Raw genomic sequence first — 18,256 nt, 5'->3', positions numbered from 1 at the left:
AACTAAAATTGTGGCCGCCGTTTTTAGTAACGGTAAATGACGAGCTGCTGCCCCGGCTGTATCACGCCGTCGGTATTCAGGCCGTTGTCCTGCATGATCTGCCAGTACGCTTCGCGCAGATCGACGTCTTCGGCAGCGAACCGCTCGGCAATGCTCCAAAGCGTGTCTCCGGCCTGCACCGTGTAGACCGCGGGCGGCGTCGTAACTTGCTGCGTTGCCGCCCAACCGGCCAGTATACCGACGGCCAAGGTGGCCGCCAACGTGACAGCCATGCGCTTTTTCCAGCTTACCGGCTTAACTTGCCGGTAACTTGCTGCATCGTGGCAAGTAATGCCCTGCCAGTCGTGCCGTTCATGCGCTTTCATTTTCAGGCTCCTTTCTTTTAGGATTTACCATCAAATCATCTGTAATCCATTGCTTAATCCGCCAGCCAGCAAACCGTATCTGACTGTTTTCTGTTGCCCGGAAATACGGAATCCGGTTTTGCTCGACCATTTTGTACACGGTACGAAGCCGAACCCGTAAAACCTTGGCAATCTCTCGGGCCGAATAAATCCGGCAATCCTCAATCATATATTCCGCCTCCTAAAACAACCACGCCCGGCCCTGCTTGAGCACGTCATACAGCATCGCGGGAAGGTTGTCCCCGGCAACGTTGCACAGAAGGAAATTATTTTCCTCGTCGTTTCCGGCTTCCGTAATCTTGACCGTGTTGCCGTCATTGATGAGCTGGAACTTAAAGAACTTTTCATCGAAAGTCAGGGCAACGGTCAAAAGATTCAATGCTTCCTGTTTGTGGGCGTTATCCCGTTCTCGCATTTCCTCTAATTCCTGCAAGCTTATCATGTTATCAGACCTCCTTTTCTTTTAAATCCAAGCTAGGCCAATATGGCCCAACAATATGGCGATATTTACCGCTGTGACGATGATTGCCCAGCGGATATACTTCTTGCCTTTGGCAATATTTTTTCTGCCTCTAGCCCCTATAAGCTGTACGTGACGGTTCCCCAGCGGCGGTTTACCTTAAAGGGAACGCCCATTTTCTCCAGAATCTTATCCGCTTCGCAACTCGCTTCATTGCCGGAGCCTAATGTAATGGCTCCTCTTTTCAGCAAGCCGAACAGCTTCCAAGCTATTTCGTACTTGCCAGCCTTCACGAGCTCGGCGTGTTTCATTTTGAGTTTTAGCCGCTTCGACGTTTTCATTTTCTCGCCTCCTCTTATGCAAACTTAAACTCACTCATCATTGCATAATAAATAATCAATACTACAATTAAAAACGGTAGCCAACGCAATTAATTTATCTGTCTTCGGCATACACTCCCCAGTTTCCCATTTAGTAACGGCAGTCCTGCTTACAGCCACTTTTTTAGCCAGCTCTTCTTGTGTCAAATTATTGGCTTCCCGAAGTTCACGAATACGCTTCATTTTCTCACCTCCCTTTTTCTTGTGTGAGTTTACCTCACCTATCTAACGTTATTATATAAAACTTTAGCTCACATGTCAATGTTTTATGGTAGTTAAATTCACATATTCCAATGTGAGTACTTTTCACATATACTATTGTTAGAGGTGAATTATATGAACCAAACAGGTAAAAGGTTGCGAGAACTGCGAGAGGCAAAAGGATTGTCACAAAATGAAGTAGCCAAACATCTAGGCATAAGCCGAACAGCTTATGTTAAATACGAAACAGGTGAAAGCCAACCAGTTAGGAAAATAAAAGAATTATCCCAATTATTTAATGTTTCAGCCGATTATATTTTGGCGAATGATTCGCCCACGACTCCAACTACGCAACAACCAAACAGCAAATACGTCCGTATCCCTGTTTTGGGCCGTATCGTTGCCGGTATTCCTATGGATGCCGTCGAGGAAGTGATTGACTGGGAGGAAATCCCGCGGGAAATGGCCGCAACGGGCGAATTTTTCGGTCTTAAAGTCAAGGGCCATTCAATGGAACCGCGCATATTGGAAGGCGATGTCGTCATCGTAAAGCGGCAGGCAGATGTAGAATCCGGCAAAGTTGCGGTTGTCCTCATCAATGGCAACGAGGCCACGCTCAAGCGTGTAAAAAAGCAGGAAAACGGTATTACGCTTATTGCCAACAACATCAGCGTATACGAACCCCACTTCTACACGAACGATGAAATAGAAAAACTACCTGTCCAGATACTGGGCGAGGTAGTCGAGTTGAGAGGGAAAAATAAATTTTAAATAAAGGCGGCGGATATTATGACATTCGAGGAAAAAATAACTTCATTTAAAAGCAGAATTGAAAGCTTGAAAGATAATATTTCAACCGAGGAAGCAACAAAAACCTCTTTAATTATGCCCTTCTTCCAAGCTATGGGCTATGACATTTTTAATCCCAATGAATTTGTACCGGAATTTACTGCCGATGTTGGAATAAAAAAAGGCGAAAAGGTGGACTATGCAATCTTAATCAACAATAGTCCTATGATACTTGTTGAGTGCAAAAGCATTTCTGAAAACTTAGATAAGCATGATTCCCAACTCTTCAGATATTTCGGAACAACTGACGCTAAATTCGCTATTTTAACCAATGGTATCATATATCGTTTTTATACGGATATTGAAGAAACCAACAAAATGGACGAAGCGCCTTTCCTTGAAATCAACTTGTTGAACTTAAAGGACTACCAAATCCAAGAGCTACAAAAATTCACAAAGGAAAACTTTGATAAAGACGAAATTTTTGATTCTGCCGCAGAATTGAAATATATGGGTCAAATACGACAAATTCTTAAAGATGAATTTGCAAATCCAAGTGACGATCTCGTCCGCCTGATTCTAAATCGAGGTGTATATGAAGGAGTAAAAACACAAAGCATTGTAGAAAAATATCAGCCGCTTGTAAAACGCTCCATCAGTTTGGTCATAACAGAAATGATTAATGATCGTTTAAAAAATGCCTTAGCTAAAAATGAGGATTCCGAAACGGATACTACACCAGCGACATCTCAATCAAATTCTATCACCTCTGATTCCGATACAGATGATGCCCCTGTATCTAAGATCATAACAACTCAAGAAGAACTTGATTCCTTCTATGTAGTTAAATCTATTTTGAGAACTCAAGTACCGCCAGATAGAATAACATATACCGATAAAGAAACATATTTCGCTATAAATTTGGATAATAAAACAACAAAATGGATTTGCCGTATCTATATTAAAGAACGCGCTAAATATGTAATCATAAAAAATGGAGAGGAAAGTACACGATATGACTTTGAAACGGTCGACGACATCTATAACTTATCTGATGCTTTAATTGCTCGTTTAAATTCGTTATTGCCAAAAGATAACTAGCAATAAAAAACTTTACCTGCGCTGGTAGATGCGAAAAAGATAGGATGATGATAATGATTAAGCGAATTCTCTTTATTTTATGTGCTGTTTTCATGTTTCTTAACATATCAGTGGCCCAAGACTTTAGTAAAAACCCTAACCTGTATTGGGTTACTTCCAACAGTACCGTTACAATGTACATTAACACAAAATCTTTAGAATATAATCCGTCTACTGATACAGCAATGTTTTACGTGACATCAGCATACCCGGCTGATAGGTGCTATTACGTATCAAAGGTTTCCATAAACTATGCTCGTAATACCCTTTGCCATTCTAACACTATAAAATATTTTTATGATAATGATTCTACATACATAGAAATACCAGAAACCAAAACCATAGAAATTCGTCCCGATACATTGGGAGAAGCTGTGAAAAATACTTCTGCTATCCTTGCTGGTCGTGACGCCAAACTTGCCGAGTATAAAGCCCAGCAAGAAGAACAGCTGAAAGAACAAGAAAAGAAAAAGAAGGAAGCCGAAGAAAAAGCAGAATCGGAAAAACGCAGAGAGCGGAATAATCGAATTGCCGGGGCTGTCCTCAGCGGTTTAGGTGGCTTATTCTAAAAAGGTGATAAAATATGATTTTCTCAAACGAATCCAAATTTACAGGTTCTATCTTCGGCTTTATTGGGTACGGCCTGCTTGCGTTCTTAATAACCGTATTTACCCTAGGCCTCGCCTACCCGTGGGGATCAGTCATATTCCAACGCTGGATATGCCGGAATACCTTCATTGACGGCAGACAACTATACTTCGATGGAACAGGACTGCAACTATTCGGCAGCTATATCAAATGGTGGTTCTTCACCATCATTACCTTTGGCATCTATGGCTTTTGGCTGTTCAACAAAATGACCGGCTGGAGAGTAAAACATACTCATTTTGTGGAATCTTCGGATATGACGAATACCGAAGATGAACCTAAAAAGCTGCCGGAACCTTCCGATGAGCCGGAGATATAAAAAGTGGTTGTTGCAAAAAATGCAACAACTGCCGGGAACCGCAACTATTTCCAATTTGGAAGCTGTTCAAAGCGCGCTTTATCGTTCCATTTATCGTTCACTTTAAGACGATAAATGCAGAATAATCCCATTATCTGCATTTAATTCTATATTTTTCTGCATTTGCAACCATTAAAAAATTCTTACAGGTTCAGATGGTAAAAATGGCCGTTTTTACCATCTCAGGCATGTAATTATGTAAAAATCAGCATTTTTTACATATGATACGCAAAAATCCCCTGCCCGTTTTGCAGGCAGGGGAAAATTTAGACGCAATGAGTCGAACATGTGTTTTGTGAATCTATGAATAAGGGGGAATGAGACGTGATCGTAGGGCGAAATGGTCACTATTATGTGGTCATCAAATATAAGACCATAGACGGCAAGACGAAAAAGAAATGGATCTCTGCTGGGAAAAACCGCCGCGAAGCGCAACGGACAGAACGGCAGCTTTTCACAGCCAGGGACAACGGAGAACCGATTTTCTCGCGGACAGAAACGCCGACCGTAGAGCAGTATTTAAAAGAATGGTTAGAAACCTCCATTAAACCGCCATCGCGATCTCTTGGAACCTATGAGAATTATCTGTTCTGTGTAGATAAAATTTTACCTCTAATCGGCCATGTGCGTCTCGATAAACTGTCAGCTATACAAATTACCAAGGCATACAAGGTATTATCGACGAACGGCCTTTCTGCTACTTCTATCCGAATGATTCATCGGGCACTCCGGGCAGCATTAAATAAGGCTGTTACCTGGGATATACTTTCAAAAAATCCCTGTCTTGCCGCCGACCTTCCAGCTCCGCCAGCATCTCCATCAAAAGTATTAGATAAAGGCCAAGCCATGGCCCTACTCCGCCAAAGCGAAGCTATGGGGGTTTACGAGAATGCGATTATTGCGCTGGGCCTTTTGTGCGGCCTGCGTGATGCGGAATCCTGCGGCCTGCGATGGAGTGACTACCAAAAAGAGGACGGCAAATTGTATATCCGGCATAATCTATCAGAACGGTATGCTAAAGACGTAAATCCTAAATTATACGAATACTTTCATCGTACTCCATCAGGAAAGAAAGCGTTCGTCTTAGATAAACCCAAAACCGAATCATCCAATAATTTTATTATGCTACCCGTGTACGTACAAAATTGTTTGAATAAATTGCACCTTGAATATAACATAAAAAAAATGGCCCTCGGGCGGGCCTTTCATGACGATAACTTTATCCTGTGCAATGACGCCGGCATTCCCTACTCGCCCCACAAAATTTATTATGTAGTGCAAAAGGCAATTCGGCAATACAATGAAACACATCCCAAATTGCCGCCACTTCCCAAAATCCGCGCGCACGACCTGCGCCATACAGCTGCCACCTTGCTTTTAGAGGAAAACATAGATATCAAATATGTAAGCCGACAACTCCGGCACTCCAATACAGCCATCACGCAGAATTTATACCAGCATGTCACGGAAAAGATGGCCAACAAGACCGCCGCAGCTATGGATAATATCTTCTCTGACAGGACAGGAACGAAATAATAGATTTTACCCCATGCAGCTTTTCCGTGTTTGGGGTAGATAATGGGGTAGAAAAACAGCTGGAAAAGGTTCTTAAACGCAAAAAAGAACCGCACTGCCAAGCCTTACAGATGGCTTAACAGCGCGGTTCTTGTCTGGCGGAGCGGGTGGGATTCGAACCCACGAGACCTTTCGGCCTAACTGATTTCGAGTCAGCCCCGTTATGACCACTTCGATACCGCTCCACGCAAATACTTTATTATAATATCATTTCAGGGGCTATTCGTCAATGATTTTTTCAAAAAAATCTCAGCAAATTGTATGGCCTGCCGCCTACAGCTGCCCGTCTGGACGCAGCGATCCATAACCCTCACCTTCTCCACCGCCGTGACAGCCTATGGCCTCATGAAACTTTGCCATGGCCGCCTTCGTCAGCTTATGGGCCTGCGACAGGGACAGGCCGCAGCGTTTGGCGACGTCGCCGTAGGTCAGGTCGGCGAGATAGCGCAGGCGGAGAAATCGCCGTTCTTCCTCCGTCAGGCTGTTCAGACACTTCCGCACCATATCCTTCACCTCGGATACTACGGCTTGCCGGTGCGGGTCCTGCTCGTCGCCAACGGATAGTTCCAATGCCTCGGCAATCTCGTCGATATGAAGGGCCGTCTCCACCGACTCCATATAGGCCTTAAACCGCCGGCTCTCCCTTTTAAAAACCCGGTCTACAGCCCGGCGGAAGGCCTTGTGAGCTTCGTCGCCGCAAGTTACGTCGAAGGCATGGACGCATTCTAAAATCGCCAGCTGAGCCACCGACACGGCTTCGTCCAGCGAATCATAACAGTACCGATGCCGCCGGGCGTACTTACAAATCAAGGGCCGGAACTGCTGTAAGATCAGCAATACCGCCTCTTCCTCGCCCTGCTGGGCACGAGCTATCCAGTGGCGTATGGTTTGGTTCACGGGAAGTTCCTCCTTTAAATGAATAAAATGATAAAAAAAACGAGCCGAGGTTTCCCCCGATTCGTTTCCCCAACCTCATATTAGCTATGAGCTGCGCAAAAATTTCTTTTATTCGTAATCGTGTATCAGAAAATTATATACGATTGTGCAAAATCTATATTTTCATCGTATCTTCCAATCATCCTAATTGATATTGTAATTTGCCAATTTTTAGAGGTTAATTTTATATCTATATGAAATAATAAACTCTATGTGCGACTTATTGATCCCCATTTAAAAAATTTATAATTTCATCTTCATGATTTTCAAAAGCATCTCTCATCCCCTTATAATAAATATGGACATACTTATTTTCTATTTTGTCAATAACTTTATCCTCAAAAAGATTTTTATTCTTTTCTAAAACCTGCATGTAGCTCTCATTCATCAATTTAGTTATTACTTCGTTTTCATTTTCTGACAAAATACTATCCTTTTCTTTAATATATTGAAATATATTACATAATTTAGATCTTATTTCCTTTCGCTCTTCGGGTGATAAAAGACTATCGCTCGATTCAGTGTTATCAATCATTGTTATAATTTTTGTTAATTCATCAACAATAGCAATATCGCTATCCGAAAGAATACTTCCGAATCGCTTAAAATGATTAATAAAATTGTTAATTTTCTCCTCATTATACTTCGTAATTATAACTATACGTCTTTTTTCACCATGCAATTGCAACATCCGTTTTAATAAATAATTTAAATATAGATCTCCAAATGAATATCCGATGATTAAGAGACTCTCATTATTCAAAATAGATTTCTCGAATTCATATAAATACGAGCTATATGGATATATAGTAATTTTATCTACTTTTCTTAATCCAGTTATGATAGGACCAGCAAAAAGACTTTGCCAATCTTGGGTACTAAAATTCTTAGAGTCAAGATAATCAGAAGCATCATCATACGTATTAAATTTATACATATCATGTATATCTGTACCTAACTCATCATTTTTTTTAGAAGGTGTTCCAAATAAAATACACCCATGTAAATGCATAATTCGTGATTTTTCAGTAACAGCTAGTATTTGAGGATCAAAACGTTGTGCACGTATTTCGCCTAGTGAAAACTTCTTAATTTCAGGTATTTTTTCCTTTTCATTCTCATTATAGCCATCCGTCCATGCCTCTTTACTCAAACATTGTTCTACACATGTATCATAATTTAATGTTGTAATATCTAGTCGTCTTCTTTGACTTATTTCTTTCCAAAAATTCACAAAAAATTTAGTATTTTCATTATTAATATCAAACTTTTCATCATATTCATGTATACATGCTGCTATTATAGCGATAATTTTAAAAATTAAATTTTTTATAAGATCTGGATTAATATTTTTCCACGGTTCATATAATGTTATAATTTTACTTAACTTACTGTTTTCATGATTTATCGAATAAATATGTTCTAAAATATTGAAAATATCTTCGAAATTTAATTTTTCATTCTCATTCATATACATATAAGTAAGAATGTTATAAATTTTTGTATATTCTTCTGATGTATCTAATTTCTCACTGATCTTTTTTGTTAATTCATAACTTGTTATTCCCCCAATTTCTACAGAAGATCCTGCTCCTAATAATACGGTTATTCTTGAAGCTTTATTTTCCATTTTAATATCTTTTCCCATTACCATTTTCTCTAAACATTCTACAATATTAATCAAATATTATAACTCCTAGACTAAAGAATCTTTATATTTTCTAATTTTCCATCTCTTACAATTTTCTGAAATAATCCTATCTGTTTCATCTTACATATCTCAATAACTTTATTAAGTAATTCACGGTAATTATCAAGCTTTGTAAAATTTTCGCCCAAATATATAGCACTAACTGCATTCGTCAAATTAATATTATAATTGGTATCTAAATATGCTGAGTCTTTAAGAAGTCCTTTTCTTGTATTTCTATGATGCAATAGAAACATACGATATTCTCTTTCAAACTCCCAATATTTTTGCTTTATAAAAAGAGGGATATAAACCATTTTAAGGAGCCGTCTATATATCAGCTCGAAAGTTTTTATGCTATTTTCTAAACTTTCCTTCTTTTCTTGCTTATTACATTCTAAAATTAATAAGGTTGCAAGCGTTTTCGAACAGTCGTAGAAATGCGTACTGTATAGTACAGGCAATGTAGATATTTGAAATAGTTCATTTTTCGATGTGTCGTATTCAATACAATATCCCGTCTTATCATATGCATACTTTTTCCACATTTGTTCATTATCGTTTAAGTCTGTAAAACAGCCTATTCGTATCTCGCTTTGATATTTTGATGCCACAGAATCAAAATAGTTGTTATCTAATCTGTACACAAGTTTCACTAATATTTTAAGCTTAGTTCCAACATCACCATTAAGTAAAGTAGAAGAATCATACAAATGATGAATTACAGAGTTTTTATTAAAGTAAGGCTTACAATCATTTATATCTTCAAATTCGCAACCCAAACTCATATGGAATTGCCCTTCCATATTGCTCATCCAATGTGTATTGTCTGTTCCATCCATTTTAATAAAACTTTGGTACTTGTACAATTTTAGGGGTATTTTTATACATTCAGTTAAACTATCCCAAGATATCATGGGAGATAATAATGCTTCCTCATAATTCATAAACAATGTACCTCCTCGATGATATATTTATTGTAATTACACAATAAATATATCAAAATAGACACAAACGAGTCGGGGAACGATCTTCCCCAACTCGTTTGCCCACTACCTACTTACTGTACGTCTTAATTAACACAATATTAAATTATGCGTTTTGACTTGCCGCAACCTGTTCCATTTCCGGTTTGAATTCATTTACCAGTTTCTGGTCGACCTGTACACCACGGTTCATGGCTTTGTAAATGATTTCGGCCATTTCGTAACGGGTCATGGTGCGGTCGCCGTGGAATTCGCCGTCGGGATAGCCTGCTACGACGTCGTTGCCAGCCAGTTTCGTTACAGCTTCATAAGCCCAATGGTTAGCCGGTACATCGGGGAATTCCTTGCTCAGGGACGTATCGATAGCGCCTAATACGTTCTTCAGGTCTTTGTTTTCCTGTTCGAGAGCAGCGATCTTCTGATCCATTGCTTCGAGACGGGCCATGACGTCGTCCGATACGGCTTTACCGGAAGCGCCTTCACCAATGCGGAAGGTTACGCCCAAGTTGCCGGCTGTCTTGTGGTCGCCGTCGAAGGAGGTCGCGCCGCCCAAGGAAATCATGACGTCGCGGTTGAAGTGATAGAACGCGCCGATAGCAGCTGCCTGCGAGCTGTCATAGGAACCCATAGCAGCCGAAAGCTGGAACTTGGAACCCGTGCCATCATAATCGAGGGGATGCAAGCCTGCTAACGCAGCGGAAACGGCACCAACCTGATCGATTTCGCCGCCCAAGTCGTCTATACGGCTGTCAAGGGAATTAATAGCATTGGTATTCTGCTGAATTTGTGCATAGTTTTGCTGAATCTGTGCATAGTTTTGGTTAATGCCAGTCGTCAAATCAGCTGCACCACTGGTTAATACGCCACTGCCAACAGTTGTTTTAACACTGTTAATCGCGGCAGTATTTGTATTAATTCCCTGCTGCAGTTGCTGATCTGCCGTTTCACGATCTTTTACTTCCTGTTCAATAGCCGATGTATTCAAATTAATGCCTGTCGTAAGATCGGTACCATGATTATACAGTACACCATTGCCCTGCACCTTCAAAGCTCCATCTGCTTTAGCTTCTACATCGCCTAATTCATCGACAATCCCATCTTTTCCATTGATCTGGTTGTCCAAATTACCAATGTTGGTCTTGTTGGTATCAATTTGCGACTGAAGGTCTCCATCAGCAGCTTCACGGTCATTTGCTTCCTGTTCAATAGCAGATGTATTCAAATTAATACCTGTTGTAAGATCGGTACCATGATTATACAATACACCATTGCCCTGCACCTTCAAAGCTCCATCTGCTTTAGCTTCTACATCGCCTAATTCATCAACAATTCCATCTTTACCATTGATCTGATTGTCCAGATTATTAATGTCCTGCGTATTTTGCGTCATACCGTTATACGCTGCATCTGCCATTCCGGCTGCATTATTAATTTGTGTCTGATGGTCTGCAACTGTGCTTTGGAGGCCTCCGATATCTATTGTATTCTTTTCTACCTGTGTCTGCAAATCACCAATATTCTTCGCATTTTCTGTCATACCGTTTAATGCGGTATTTGCCTGAATTGCTACATTCGATAAACCTTCACTCGTAGCATAACCATCAATGATCACATTTTTTAGAGTTTGACCATCTAATGAAGCAGCAACATCTTCTCCAGTAGCCGTGACAGATACATCTGCCAAAGGATAATCACCAATGCTGGCACTTCCCTTTGATGTCAAATCTGCCGCCATCGTGCTACCAGCCGTTAAAGCCATGACTGCCAAAACAGCTGCCATACTTCTTGCTTTTTTAATTTTCTTCATGATAACAATAACCTCCTATCAGCCAGCCATTCCGGCAGCATGTCTTGTAGACAACATAAAACGTATCTGCCAAGACACGGTATGCCGGATGTACTGCTGAAAAATTTTATATAATACGGCTATATATTGTCAGCCGTATTTACCTAATCAACGCCTAACCGGCGCTGTCATGGGGAGGCGCAATCCCGACCATCTTCTGACTGACAGGGTATGCGCTCTTCCCATGTCAGTTAGGACTTAGTTTGCCCGTACGCGTTCAATCGTCGGGTTACCGTCTTTGTCCTTCGCTACCGTCGCGATGTGGAAGTATTCCAGTTCCGGCTTAAATTCCTGAACGAGACGAGCGTCTACTTCCGCACCTTTCTGGATAGCGTTCTGGATGATCTGGGCAAATTCATACCGGGTCATCGTACGGTCGCCCTTGAATTCTCCGTCAGGATAGCCTTCGACCAGGCCGCTCTTCGCCATGGAAGCCACGGCTTCATAGGCCCAATGGTTTTCCGGTACGTCCGGGAACATAGTCGTCGTATCCGGTTCCGCCTGCACGCCGACAAGAGCATTGACCATGGCCGTCAATTTCTGGATCTGTGCGTCCTGTTTAGCAACGACATCGCGCATAGCCTTGATTTCCTTGGCCATAGCGACGCGGGACGTAGTAACGCCGCTGCTGCCGGAGCCAATCTTGATGGACACGCCGGCGTTGACCATGTTGTCGTCATTGCCGACAGTGCCGCCGACACTGAACATGGTGTCTTCGTTCGGACGGTAGAAGGCTCCGAAGGCGACGGCGCTTTCGCCGCGGTAATTACCGTAGCCAGCCGAGAAGTCCCACTTGTTGTCCGGGTCGAAATCGAGCGGATGGAGAGCTGCCAAGGCCGCTGCGCCAGCGCCGACTTCGTCAATGCGGTTGCCAAGCTTATTGACTGCGCCGCCGAGGGTGCTGATGTTCTGCGAGTTGGCGTCGACCTGCTGCTGTACGCCGTAGAGCTGGCTGCCGTTGACGGCGTCCGTCGAATCAGCGGAAACCTTGCCGTCAGCCACGCCGGTGATCTTGTTGTTGTTCATGTTCAGATCGCCTTTGATGCTGACGTTATCGTTGAACGTAGCTTCGCCGTCGACTTCCAAATCGCCTTTCAGATGGGTGTCGCCCGTAACGGTCAGATTATTATTAATGGTCGACATATCTTCGGTCGTTACATTGTTGCCCCATGCATTTGGATCCGGATCACGCATCCCTTTCGAAGCTTCCTGTGGTGCCGACAATACGCTGTTCGTCATCATCGGTACATCCAGGCTCATCGGAGCAATTTGCGACAAGGCGCTCAGAGCGGACAAGTTCGCTCCATCCAGCTGATTAGCAACAGAAACCACTTTTGCAAGGCTGTTCGTGTCAACTTTGCCAAATTTATCAGACAATTCATTTATATCAGCAGTAACTTGTTGTTGAAGCCCTGCCAGCTGGCCTTCCGTTGCCGCACGGGATGCATTATCCGTCGAGCCATTCCACGTCGTATTAGTCAGGCCTGTGATGGTTCTATCATTTACGCCGTTATTTGTGATTCGCAGTGCAGTCGCGCCAATTTGAGTCAAATCTCCGCCAATTGTAATTTCCTTGGCCGTAATGTGAGTCTGTGCCGCTCCGCTTTCAGCGCTGCCAACCATAATACTTGCACCGTCAATATAGGTCCTGTCTTCATTGCTTTCGCTCCTCTTTATACTAAGGCTGCCTGCAGCAATGTTAGTCTCAGCATTTCGCGTTCCTGACACTCCATCATCAAGCTGATTTTTAAATACAATTGTACTGCTATCCATCGTAACGCCTTTCGTATCGTCTCCCATTGTGATGGTATCGCTGAGGGAGATATCATAAGTGGTCTGACCATTATTGACCGCCGACGTCACTTTCAAGTTACCAGTTTCGCTGCCATTATTTGCCGTCACAATCGTATGCTTGCCTGCTTCGTTTGCTACAGCCTGCAGCTGCGCTTCTGTCGCAGCAAGAGTGGAACCGCTATAATTATGCGTAGCATTCCATTCCCTGTTCGTAAGGCCCGTAACCAAAGGAGTCGTTACTGAACCGTCTGCAGCATGAACTTTAAATTTCCCATTGGCGGCGGAGAAACCACCTTCGCTGAAAACTCTGAATGCACCACTACTAGCAACAATACTGCCATTTTCATTAATTCTGAACACATTGTCGCCGCCAATAGTAAGAATCGCATCGCTATCACTAGCAGGATCATTGTTAACGACAAATTTACCATCAGCTGCCGTGATAGTACCTTCTGATAACGTTACGCCTCTCAGCGTACCTTCCAGATAGGAATCATCAGCAGCCTGATCCCATCTTACCATGCCTTTAATTTGAGAAACATTTACGGCATCGGTATCTGCCGTACCAGCAGCTACGTTGATAATGCGGCGCTGTGTTCCCGGTGCATAACCGCCAACAGATACCACATGATCTTCTCTAGCTTGACTATTAAAGCCAATGGCTACAGAATCATTGCCTGTAACTGTGGCATGCGCACCAACGGCTACACTTCCAAGACTATTTGTATTTGCATCCTTGCCAATAGCTACACCGTATTGATCAAGGTTTGCTGAGCCTTCACCAATAGCTACGCCATATTCGCCGTTTGTCGTACCAGCTGCAATACCAGAAGCTTCATACCCAGCCAATGCGTCACTATTTGCATTAACCCGTTCATCAACAGCTGCCAACTGACCTTCCGTAGCCGCACGGTCATCGACAATATTACCAGCATCCCACGTCGTATTGTTCAGGCCAGTCACTTCACCGTCTTTCAGCTCTACTCCGCCGATACTTCCGCCTTTAACAGCCGTCACCGTACCATCAGCACCCACCTTAAAGGCGCTATTTGCGGCAATCAACTCACCTTCAGGCGTTACCTTGAATTTTTCACCAACCAAAAGCGTACCATCAATATGGGCATTTCTGGCTTCAAAATCACCATCGCTGTTAGCAATAAATCCATCTTCACCAGTACTGAAGGTATTGGCCGTTACAGTCCCTTTGGCTTCAGCATTGCCATCCGCATTAGCTACAAAACCGCCTGTACTCAATACATTGCCAGTGATAGTGCCTTTGGAATTCAAATCGCCATTCGTACCGATCACAAGGTTGCCATCATTGAGTTTCACAACACCACTTTCATAAACAATGAAGTTGCCGTCAGCAGCCGTAATCATGCCATTGTCCAACGTTACACCGTGAATTGTTTTAGTAGCTTCATCGCTGGCAGCCTGCAGCTGACCAACCGTTACAACATCGTGAGCATCCGTACCAGCCGCTGCGTTCGTAATCTGCCGATACAATCCAGTCTGGCTATCGCCAACAGATACGACGTTATCTTCCGTAGCTTTGCTGCCAACACCAAGAGCAACAGAGTTTTGACCAGCAGCAACAGCTTCTGCACCAAAAGCAACGGCATTCTTTGCTTGAGCATCAGCGCCTTTGCCGAGTGCGATCGCATTATCAGCATCCGAGTTAGCTCCTCTGCCTATAGCAACCGCATTAGCTCCATTCGTCGCTGCACCGGCACCAAATGCCAGAGACTGAGAACCATTAGCCGTTGCGCTTGGCCCTATCGCTACAGCACTTGCACTATTAGCTTTCGCTTTACTGCCAATGGCCAATGCATTGTCGCTGTCGCCACGTACTTCTGCGCCTTCACCGAGAGCCATCGCGCCTTCCGCTTCTTCCGGCAATGCCGTACCCGGAACGACGCCGGCCGCTTTATACGCTGCAAGGTCGTCGCCTACAATGGAAACAGAAGATTTCACTTCATCAAGCTGTCCTACGTTGACAGCATCATGTTCGTTCACACCGTCAGCTACGTTGATGATGCGGCGCTGGGTTCCCGGCGTATAGCCGCCCACAGAAACAACATGATCTTCTGCTGCCTGACTGTTAAAGCCAATGGCTACGGAGTCATTGCCTGTAACTGCAGCATGCGCACCAATGGCTACACTGCCAAAACCATCTGTATTAGCATCTTTACCAATAGCTACGCCGTATTGATCAAGATTTGCCGAACCTTCGCCAATAGCTACGCCATTTTCGCCGTTAGTCATACCAGCCACGATTCCGGAAACTTCATATGAATCTAACGCGTCGCTGTTGCTCTTTACCTGCGCATCAACCGCTTTAACAGCATCGGTTACATTTCCAGCTTCCGATGCATAGTTCGTATCGCTGAAATCAGCATCGCCAACGACATTCGTCATATCGCCTACGGTAACAACGGCGTTGTCGTCATCCTTAGATCCTACGTACATGTCTTTTGCAACAATATCTCCCTGGGTCTTAACATCGCCATTGTATCCATTTACAGCAAACAACGGATTGGCTGTATCTTCTCCAATGGCTATACCGCCAGTTCCCCATACATGGAACTTGTCGTTAGCTGCCGTAATTTGACCAGCTGTCGTAATATCACCGGTCGCGCCGTTGACTTCAAACTTTTCATTGGCTGCCGTAATCTTTCCTTCAAATACGCCATAGGCAGCTTCCATACCGCCGGAATTCCATACGTTGAAGTTGTCGTTAGCCGCTGTGATTCCACCGTTTGCCTCAATGCCGCCTGCTGTCGTAATACCGCCAGTCGTGCCGTTAACCTTGAAATTCCCGCCAGCAGCTTCAATATTTCCATCAAACTTACCATAGGTTGCTTCCATACCGCCGGAAGACCATACCTTGAATTTACCATCAGCTGCCGAAATAGTACCGCCATTCAAGGTTACGCCATGGATGGTATCTTTTGTGCCTTCATCCCATTCTACCATATTGGCAGTCCGGTCTGTCAGCTGTTGCACATTGACAGCATCAGTAGGATCTATACCATCAGCAACATTAGTAATCCGGCGTTTCAGCCAATCATTACCTACAGAAACGACTTTCTCGTCAGAAGTCGTACTCCACTGGCCTAAGGCAACCGAATTCGTACCGCTTTCGTATACATGGGCACCGTTGCCAATGGCAACCGAACCGGCTACTTCCGCCGAATTGTTAAAGCCAATCGAAACTGCGCCTTCTCCTACAGCTTCTGAATTAGCGCCTAAGGAAACAGCTCCATGACCTAAGGCATTCGAATTCTGCCCTAAGGCCGTAGCCTGAGCTCCATCTGCAGTGCTGCCTGCACCGATTGCAATGCTGTTCGTACCATCGACAGTCGCATTGTTTCCTAACGCAATAGAGTTAGAGTACTGGCCCACTTCATTTCCTGCAACAATACCAGCGGCTTTATATGCTGCAAGGTCATCGCTGTTGACTTTTACCTGCGCATCGACATGTTTGACAGCGTCTGTCACATTGTCTGCCGTTTTAGCATAATTCGTCTTGCTGAAGTCAGCGTCACCAACTTTATCCTGTACGCCTTTCAACTGAGCAACATTTACAGCATCTGTATCTTCCTTGCCAGCTGCAACATTGGTAATCTGCCGTTCGTTTCCAACGCTGCCAACGGAAACCGTATTAGCCCGGTTAGCTACGCTGTTTGCACCGAGAGCTACCGAATCATCAGCCATTGCAGAGGCTAACCGACCAAGGGCTACAGAATCCGTCCCGTGAGCACCGCTCTGCATACCGAGGGCAACGGAATAGCTGCCAGATGCTGCGGCATTATAACCAACAGCTACAGCCTGTGTACTAAGTGCCTGGGCACCAGTGCCGATTGCCATAGAATTTACACCCGATGCTTTACCCGGTACAATACCAGCTTTATAAAGCTGACCTGCCGTGACGAGTTCCCGCGAATCTTTTGCAAAGGTTGCATCAGCCGCTTGTACCGTGCCTTGCGCTTCGACGTTGCCGTCCTTGTGAACAATAAAGTTGTCATTCGCAGCTCTAAATGCGCCATCCTGATATACGATGAAGTTGCCGTTACCAACGTTAATTCTTTCAGAACCAGTCGAATTGATCTTTACATCGCCAGCAGTAATAGTTCCTTCTTCAGTTGTAATACTGCCTTCCTTAATCCATACGCCGTCGATATCGGCTTTTTGAGCTGTAATCTTGCTCTTACCGTCTTCTGCTGTCGTTTTTAAAATGACGCCGCCAATATTAGCTTTTTCAGCTGTAATTTCACCATCAGCCGAAACTTTAAATGTGTCGTTGTGGTTGACAATGCTGCCGTCACTATTGAACTTGGTTCCTTCTACCGTCGTATAGTGAGTGCCGTCAGTATTTTCCATATGGGAAATGTGCTGTACATCACTCTGTACCATCATCAACTGGCCTTCCGTTGCTGCCCTGTCTTCTACTATAGAATCAGGATTCCATGTTGTATTAGAAAGACCTGTCACTTGGTTATTATCAATGACAACATTATCCACCGTTGCCGCTGCAGCAGTCATTTCACCTTGATTATTAACTAAGAATTTACGTCCTGCCGCTTGGAATGCTCCATCATTATAAACGATAAAGTTATCATCGCTGACCTTAATAGCAGCAGATGGGTCTTCACCGCCAATCGTTACATTGTCTATTTGCGCTTTCGTTGCTGTTACAAGGCCAGTTTCATCAGCTGTAAACGTGCCATTAGCGTTACGATACGAATTAGCCGTTACATCGCCGTTCGCCAACACTTGGAATGTCGTATTGCCGTCTTCATCGACGACCGACATCCCTTCTGATTTCACCGTTTCCGCATCTACATTGCCGTTGGCGTCTACACTGAAGCTGCCATCAGCATTCTGAATCGTGCCGCCCGTTACTGTCGTCGCTGTCACGGCATGCGCCGTTACGTCGCCGTTCGACAAGACTTGGAACGTCGTATTGCCGTCTTCGTCAACCACAGACATACCTTCGGATTTCACCGTTTCAGCGTCTACATTGCCGTTGGCATCTACGCTGAAGCT

At 43.8% G+C, this 18,256-nt stretch carries 15 protein-coding genes and 1 tRNA gene; 5 read left to right on the top strand and 11 right to left on the bottom strand.

The window, feature by feature from the left end; all coding sequences use genetic code 11:
* Positions 1-23: 23 nt before the first annotated feature.
* The 5 genes from OCV58_RS08425 to OCV58_RS08405 form a co-directional block, all read right to left on the bottom strand.
* Positions 24-365: a LysM peptidoglycan-binding domain-containing protein gene (locus OCV58_RS08425; protein WP_154877556.1), complete on the bottom strand. Its 342-nt coding sequence runs from the start codon at positions 363-365 to the stop codon at positions 24-26.
* On the bottom strand, positions 352-573 hold the full coding sequence (locus tag OCV58_RS08420; RefSeq protein ID WP_154877555.1) for a helix-turn-helix domain-containing protein: 222 nt from the start codon (positions 571-573) through the stop codon (positions 352-354). The genes OCV58_RS08425 and OCV58_RS08420 overlap by 14 nt, the downstream gene beginning before the upstream one ends.
* A gap of 12 nt (positions 574-585) precedes the next feature.
* Positions 586-846, bottom strand: a complete 261-nt coding sequence (locus tag OCV58_RS08415) for a hypothetical protein (RefSeq protein WP_154877554.1) — start codon at positions 844-846, stop codon at positions 586-588.
* A 137-nt stretch (positions 847-983) separates the two neighbouring features.
* Complete coding sequence (locus OCV58_RS08410) at positions 984-1,205, bottom strand: hypothetical protein (RefSeq protein WP_154877553.1); 222 nt, start codon at positions 1,203-1,205, stop codon at positions 984-986.
* 30 nt (positions 1,206-1,235) lie between these two features.
* On the bottom strand, positions 1,236-1,427 hold the full coding sequence (locus tag OCV58_RS08405) for a type II toxin-antitoxin system RelB family anti-toxin (RefSeq protein WP_154877552.1): 192 nt from the start codon (positions 1,425-1,427) through the stop codon (positions 1,236-1,238).
* Positions 1,428-1,580: 153 nt separating this feature from the next.
* Between OCV58_RS08405 and OCV58_RS08400 the strand changes: the two genes are divergently transcribed.
* The 5 genes from OCV58_RS08400 to OCV58_RS08380 all read left to right on the top strand — a co-directional run bounded on the left by OCV58_RS08400 (position 1,581) and on the right by OCV58_RS08380 (position 5,916).
* Positions 1,581-2,216, top strand: a complete 636-nt coding sequence (locus tag OCV58_RS08400) for a LexA family protein (RefSeq protein WP_154877551.1) — start codon at positions 1,581-1,583, stop codon at positions 2,214-2,216.
* Positions 2,217-2,234: 18 nt separating this feature from the next.
* Complete coding sequence (locus tag OCV58_RS08395) at positions 2,235-3,335, top strand: type I restriction endonuclease (protein ID WP_154877550.1); 1,101 nt, start codon at positions 2,235-2,237, stop codon at positions 3,333-3,335.
* 53 nt (positions 3,336-3,388) lie between these two features.
* Entirely contained in the window at positions 3,389-3,943 is a 555-nt protein-coding gene (locus OCV58_RS08390) for a hypothetical protein (protein WP_154877549.1), read from the top strand.
* A 14-nt stretch (positions 3,944-3,957) separates the two neighbouring features.
* The gene (locus OCV58_RS08385) at positions 3,958-4,341 is read left to right on the top strand and encodes a YjgN family protein (RefSeq protein WP_267312857.1); all 384 of its coding nucleotides are present in this window, start codon (positions 3,958-3,960) and stop codon (positions 4,339-4,341) included.
* Between the two features lie 363 nt (positions 4,342-4,704).
* Positions 4,705-5,916, top strand: coding sequence for a site-specific integrase (locus tag OCV58_RS08380; RefSeq protein ID WP_154877548.1), 1,212 nt, complete (start codon positions 4,705-4,707; stop codon positions 5,914-5,916).
* 135 nt (positions 5,917-6,051) lie between these two features.
* Here OCV58_RS08380 and OCV58_RS08375 read toward each other — a convergent pair.
* The 6 genes from OCV58_RS08375 to OCV58_RS08350 form a co-directional block, all read right to left on the bottom strand.
* Positions 6,052-6,140: transfer RNA gene (locus OCV58_RS08375), tRNA-Ser, on the bottom strand.
* A gap of 88 nt (positions 6,141-6,228) precedes the next feature.
* A complete protein-coding gene (locus OCV58_RS08370; protein ID WP_267312856.1) occupies positions 6,229-6,852 on the bottom strand; it encodes an RNA polymerase sigma factor in 624 nt (207 codons plus the stop codon).
* Between the two features lie 259 nt (positions 6,853-7,111).
* Positions 7,112-8,575: an SIR2 family protein gene (locus OCV58_RS08365; RefSeq protein ID WP_154877546.1), complete on the bottom strand. Its 1,464-nt coding sequence runs from the start codon at positions 8,573-8,575 to the stop codon at positions 7,112-7,114.
* Between the two features lie 17 nt (positions 8,576-8,592).
* Complete coding sequence (locus tag OCV58_RS08360; protein WP_154877545.1) at positions 8,593-9,528, bottom strand: DUF2971 domain-containing protein; 936 nt, start codon at positions 9,526-9,528, stop codon at positions 8,593-8,595.
* 145 nt (positions 9,529-9,673) lie between these two features.
* Positions 9,674-11,374 (bottom strand): S-layer homology domain-containing protein, encoded by a 1,701-nt coding sequence (locus OCV58_RS08355; RefSeq protein ID WP_154877544.1) that lies wholly within the window; start codon positions 11,372-11,374, stop codon positions 9,674-9,676.
* 237 nt (positions 11,375-11,611) lie between these two features.
* Positions 11,612-18,193 carry a YadA-like family protein gene (locus OCV58_RS08350; protein ID WP_267312855.1) on the bottom strand — a complete coding sequence of 2,194 codons (6,582 nt, stop codon included), beginning with the start codon at positions 18,191-18,193 and terminating at the stop codon, positions 11,612-11,614.
* Between the last annotated feature and the right edge of the window lie 63 nt (positions 18,194-18,256).

Origin of the sequence: Megasphaera stantonii (genome assembly GCF_025567065.1) — a bacterium.
GTDB lineage: Bacteria > Bacillota > Negativicutes > Veillonellales > Megasphaeraceae > Megasphaera > Megasphaera stantonii.
This window is presented reverse-complemented; position numbering and strand designations above follow the sequence as displayed.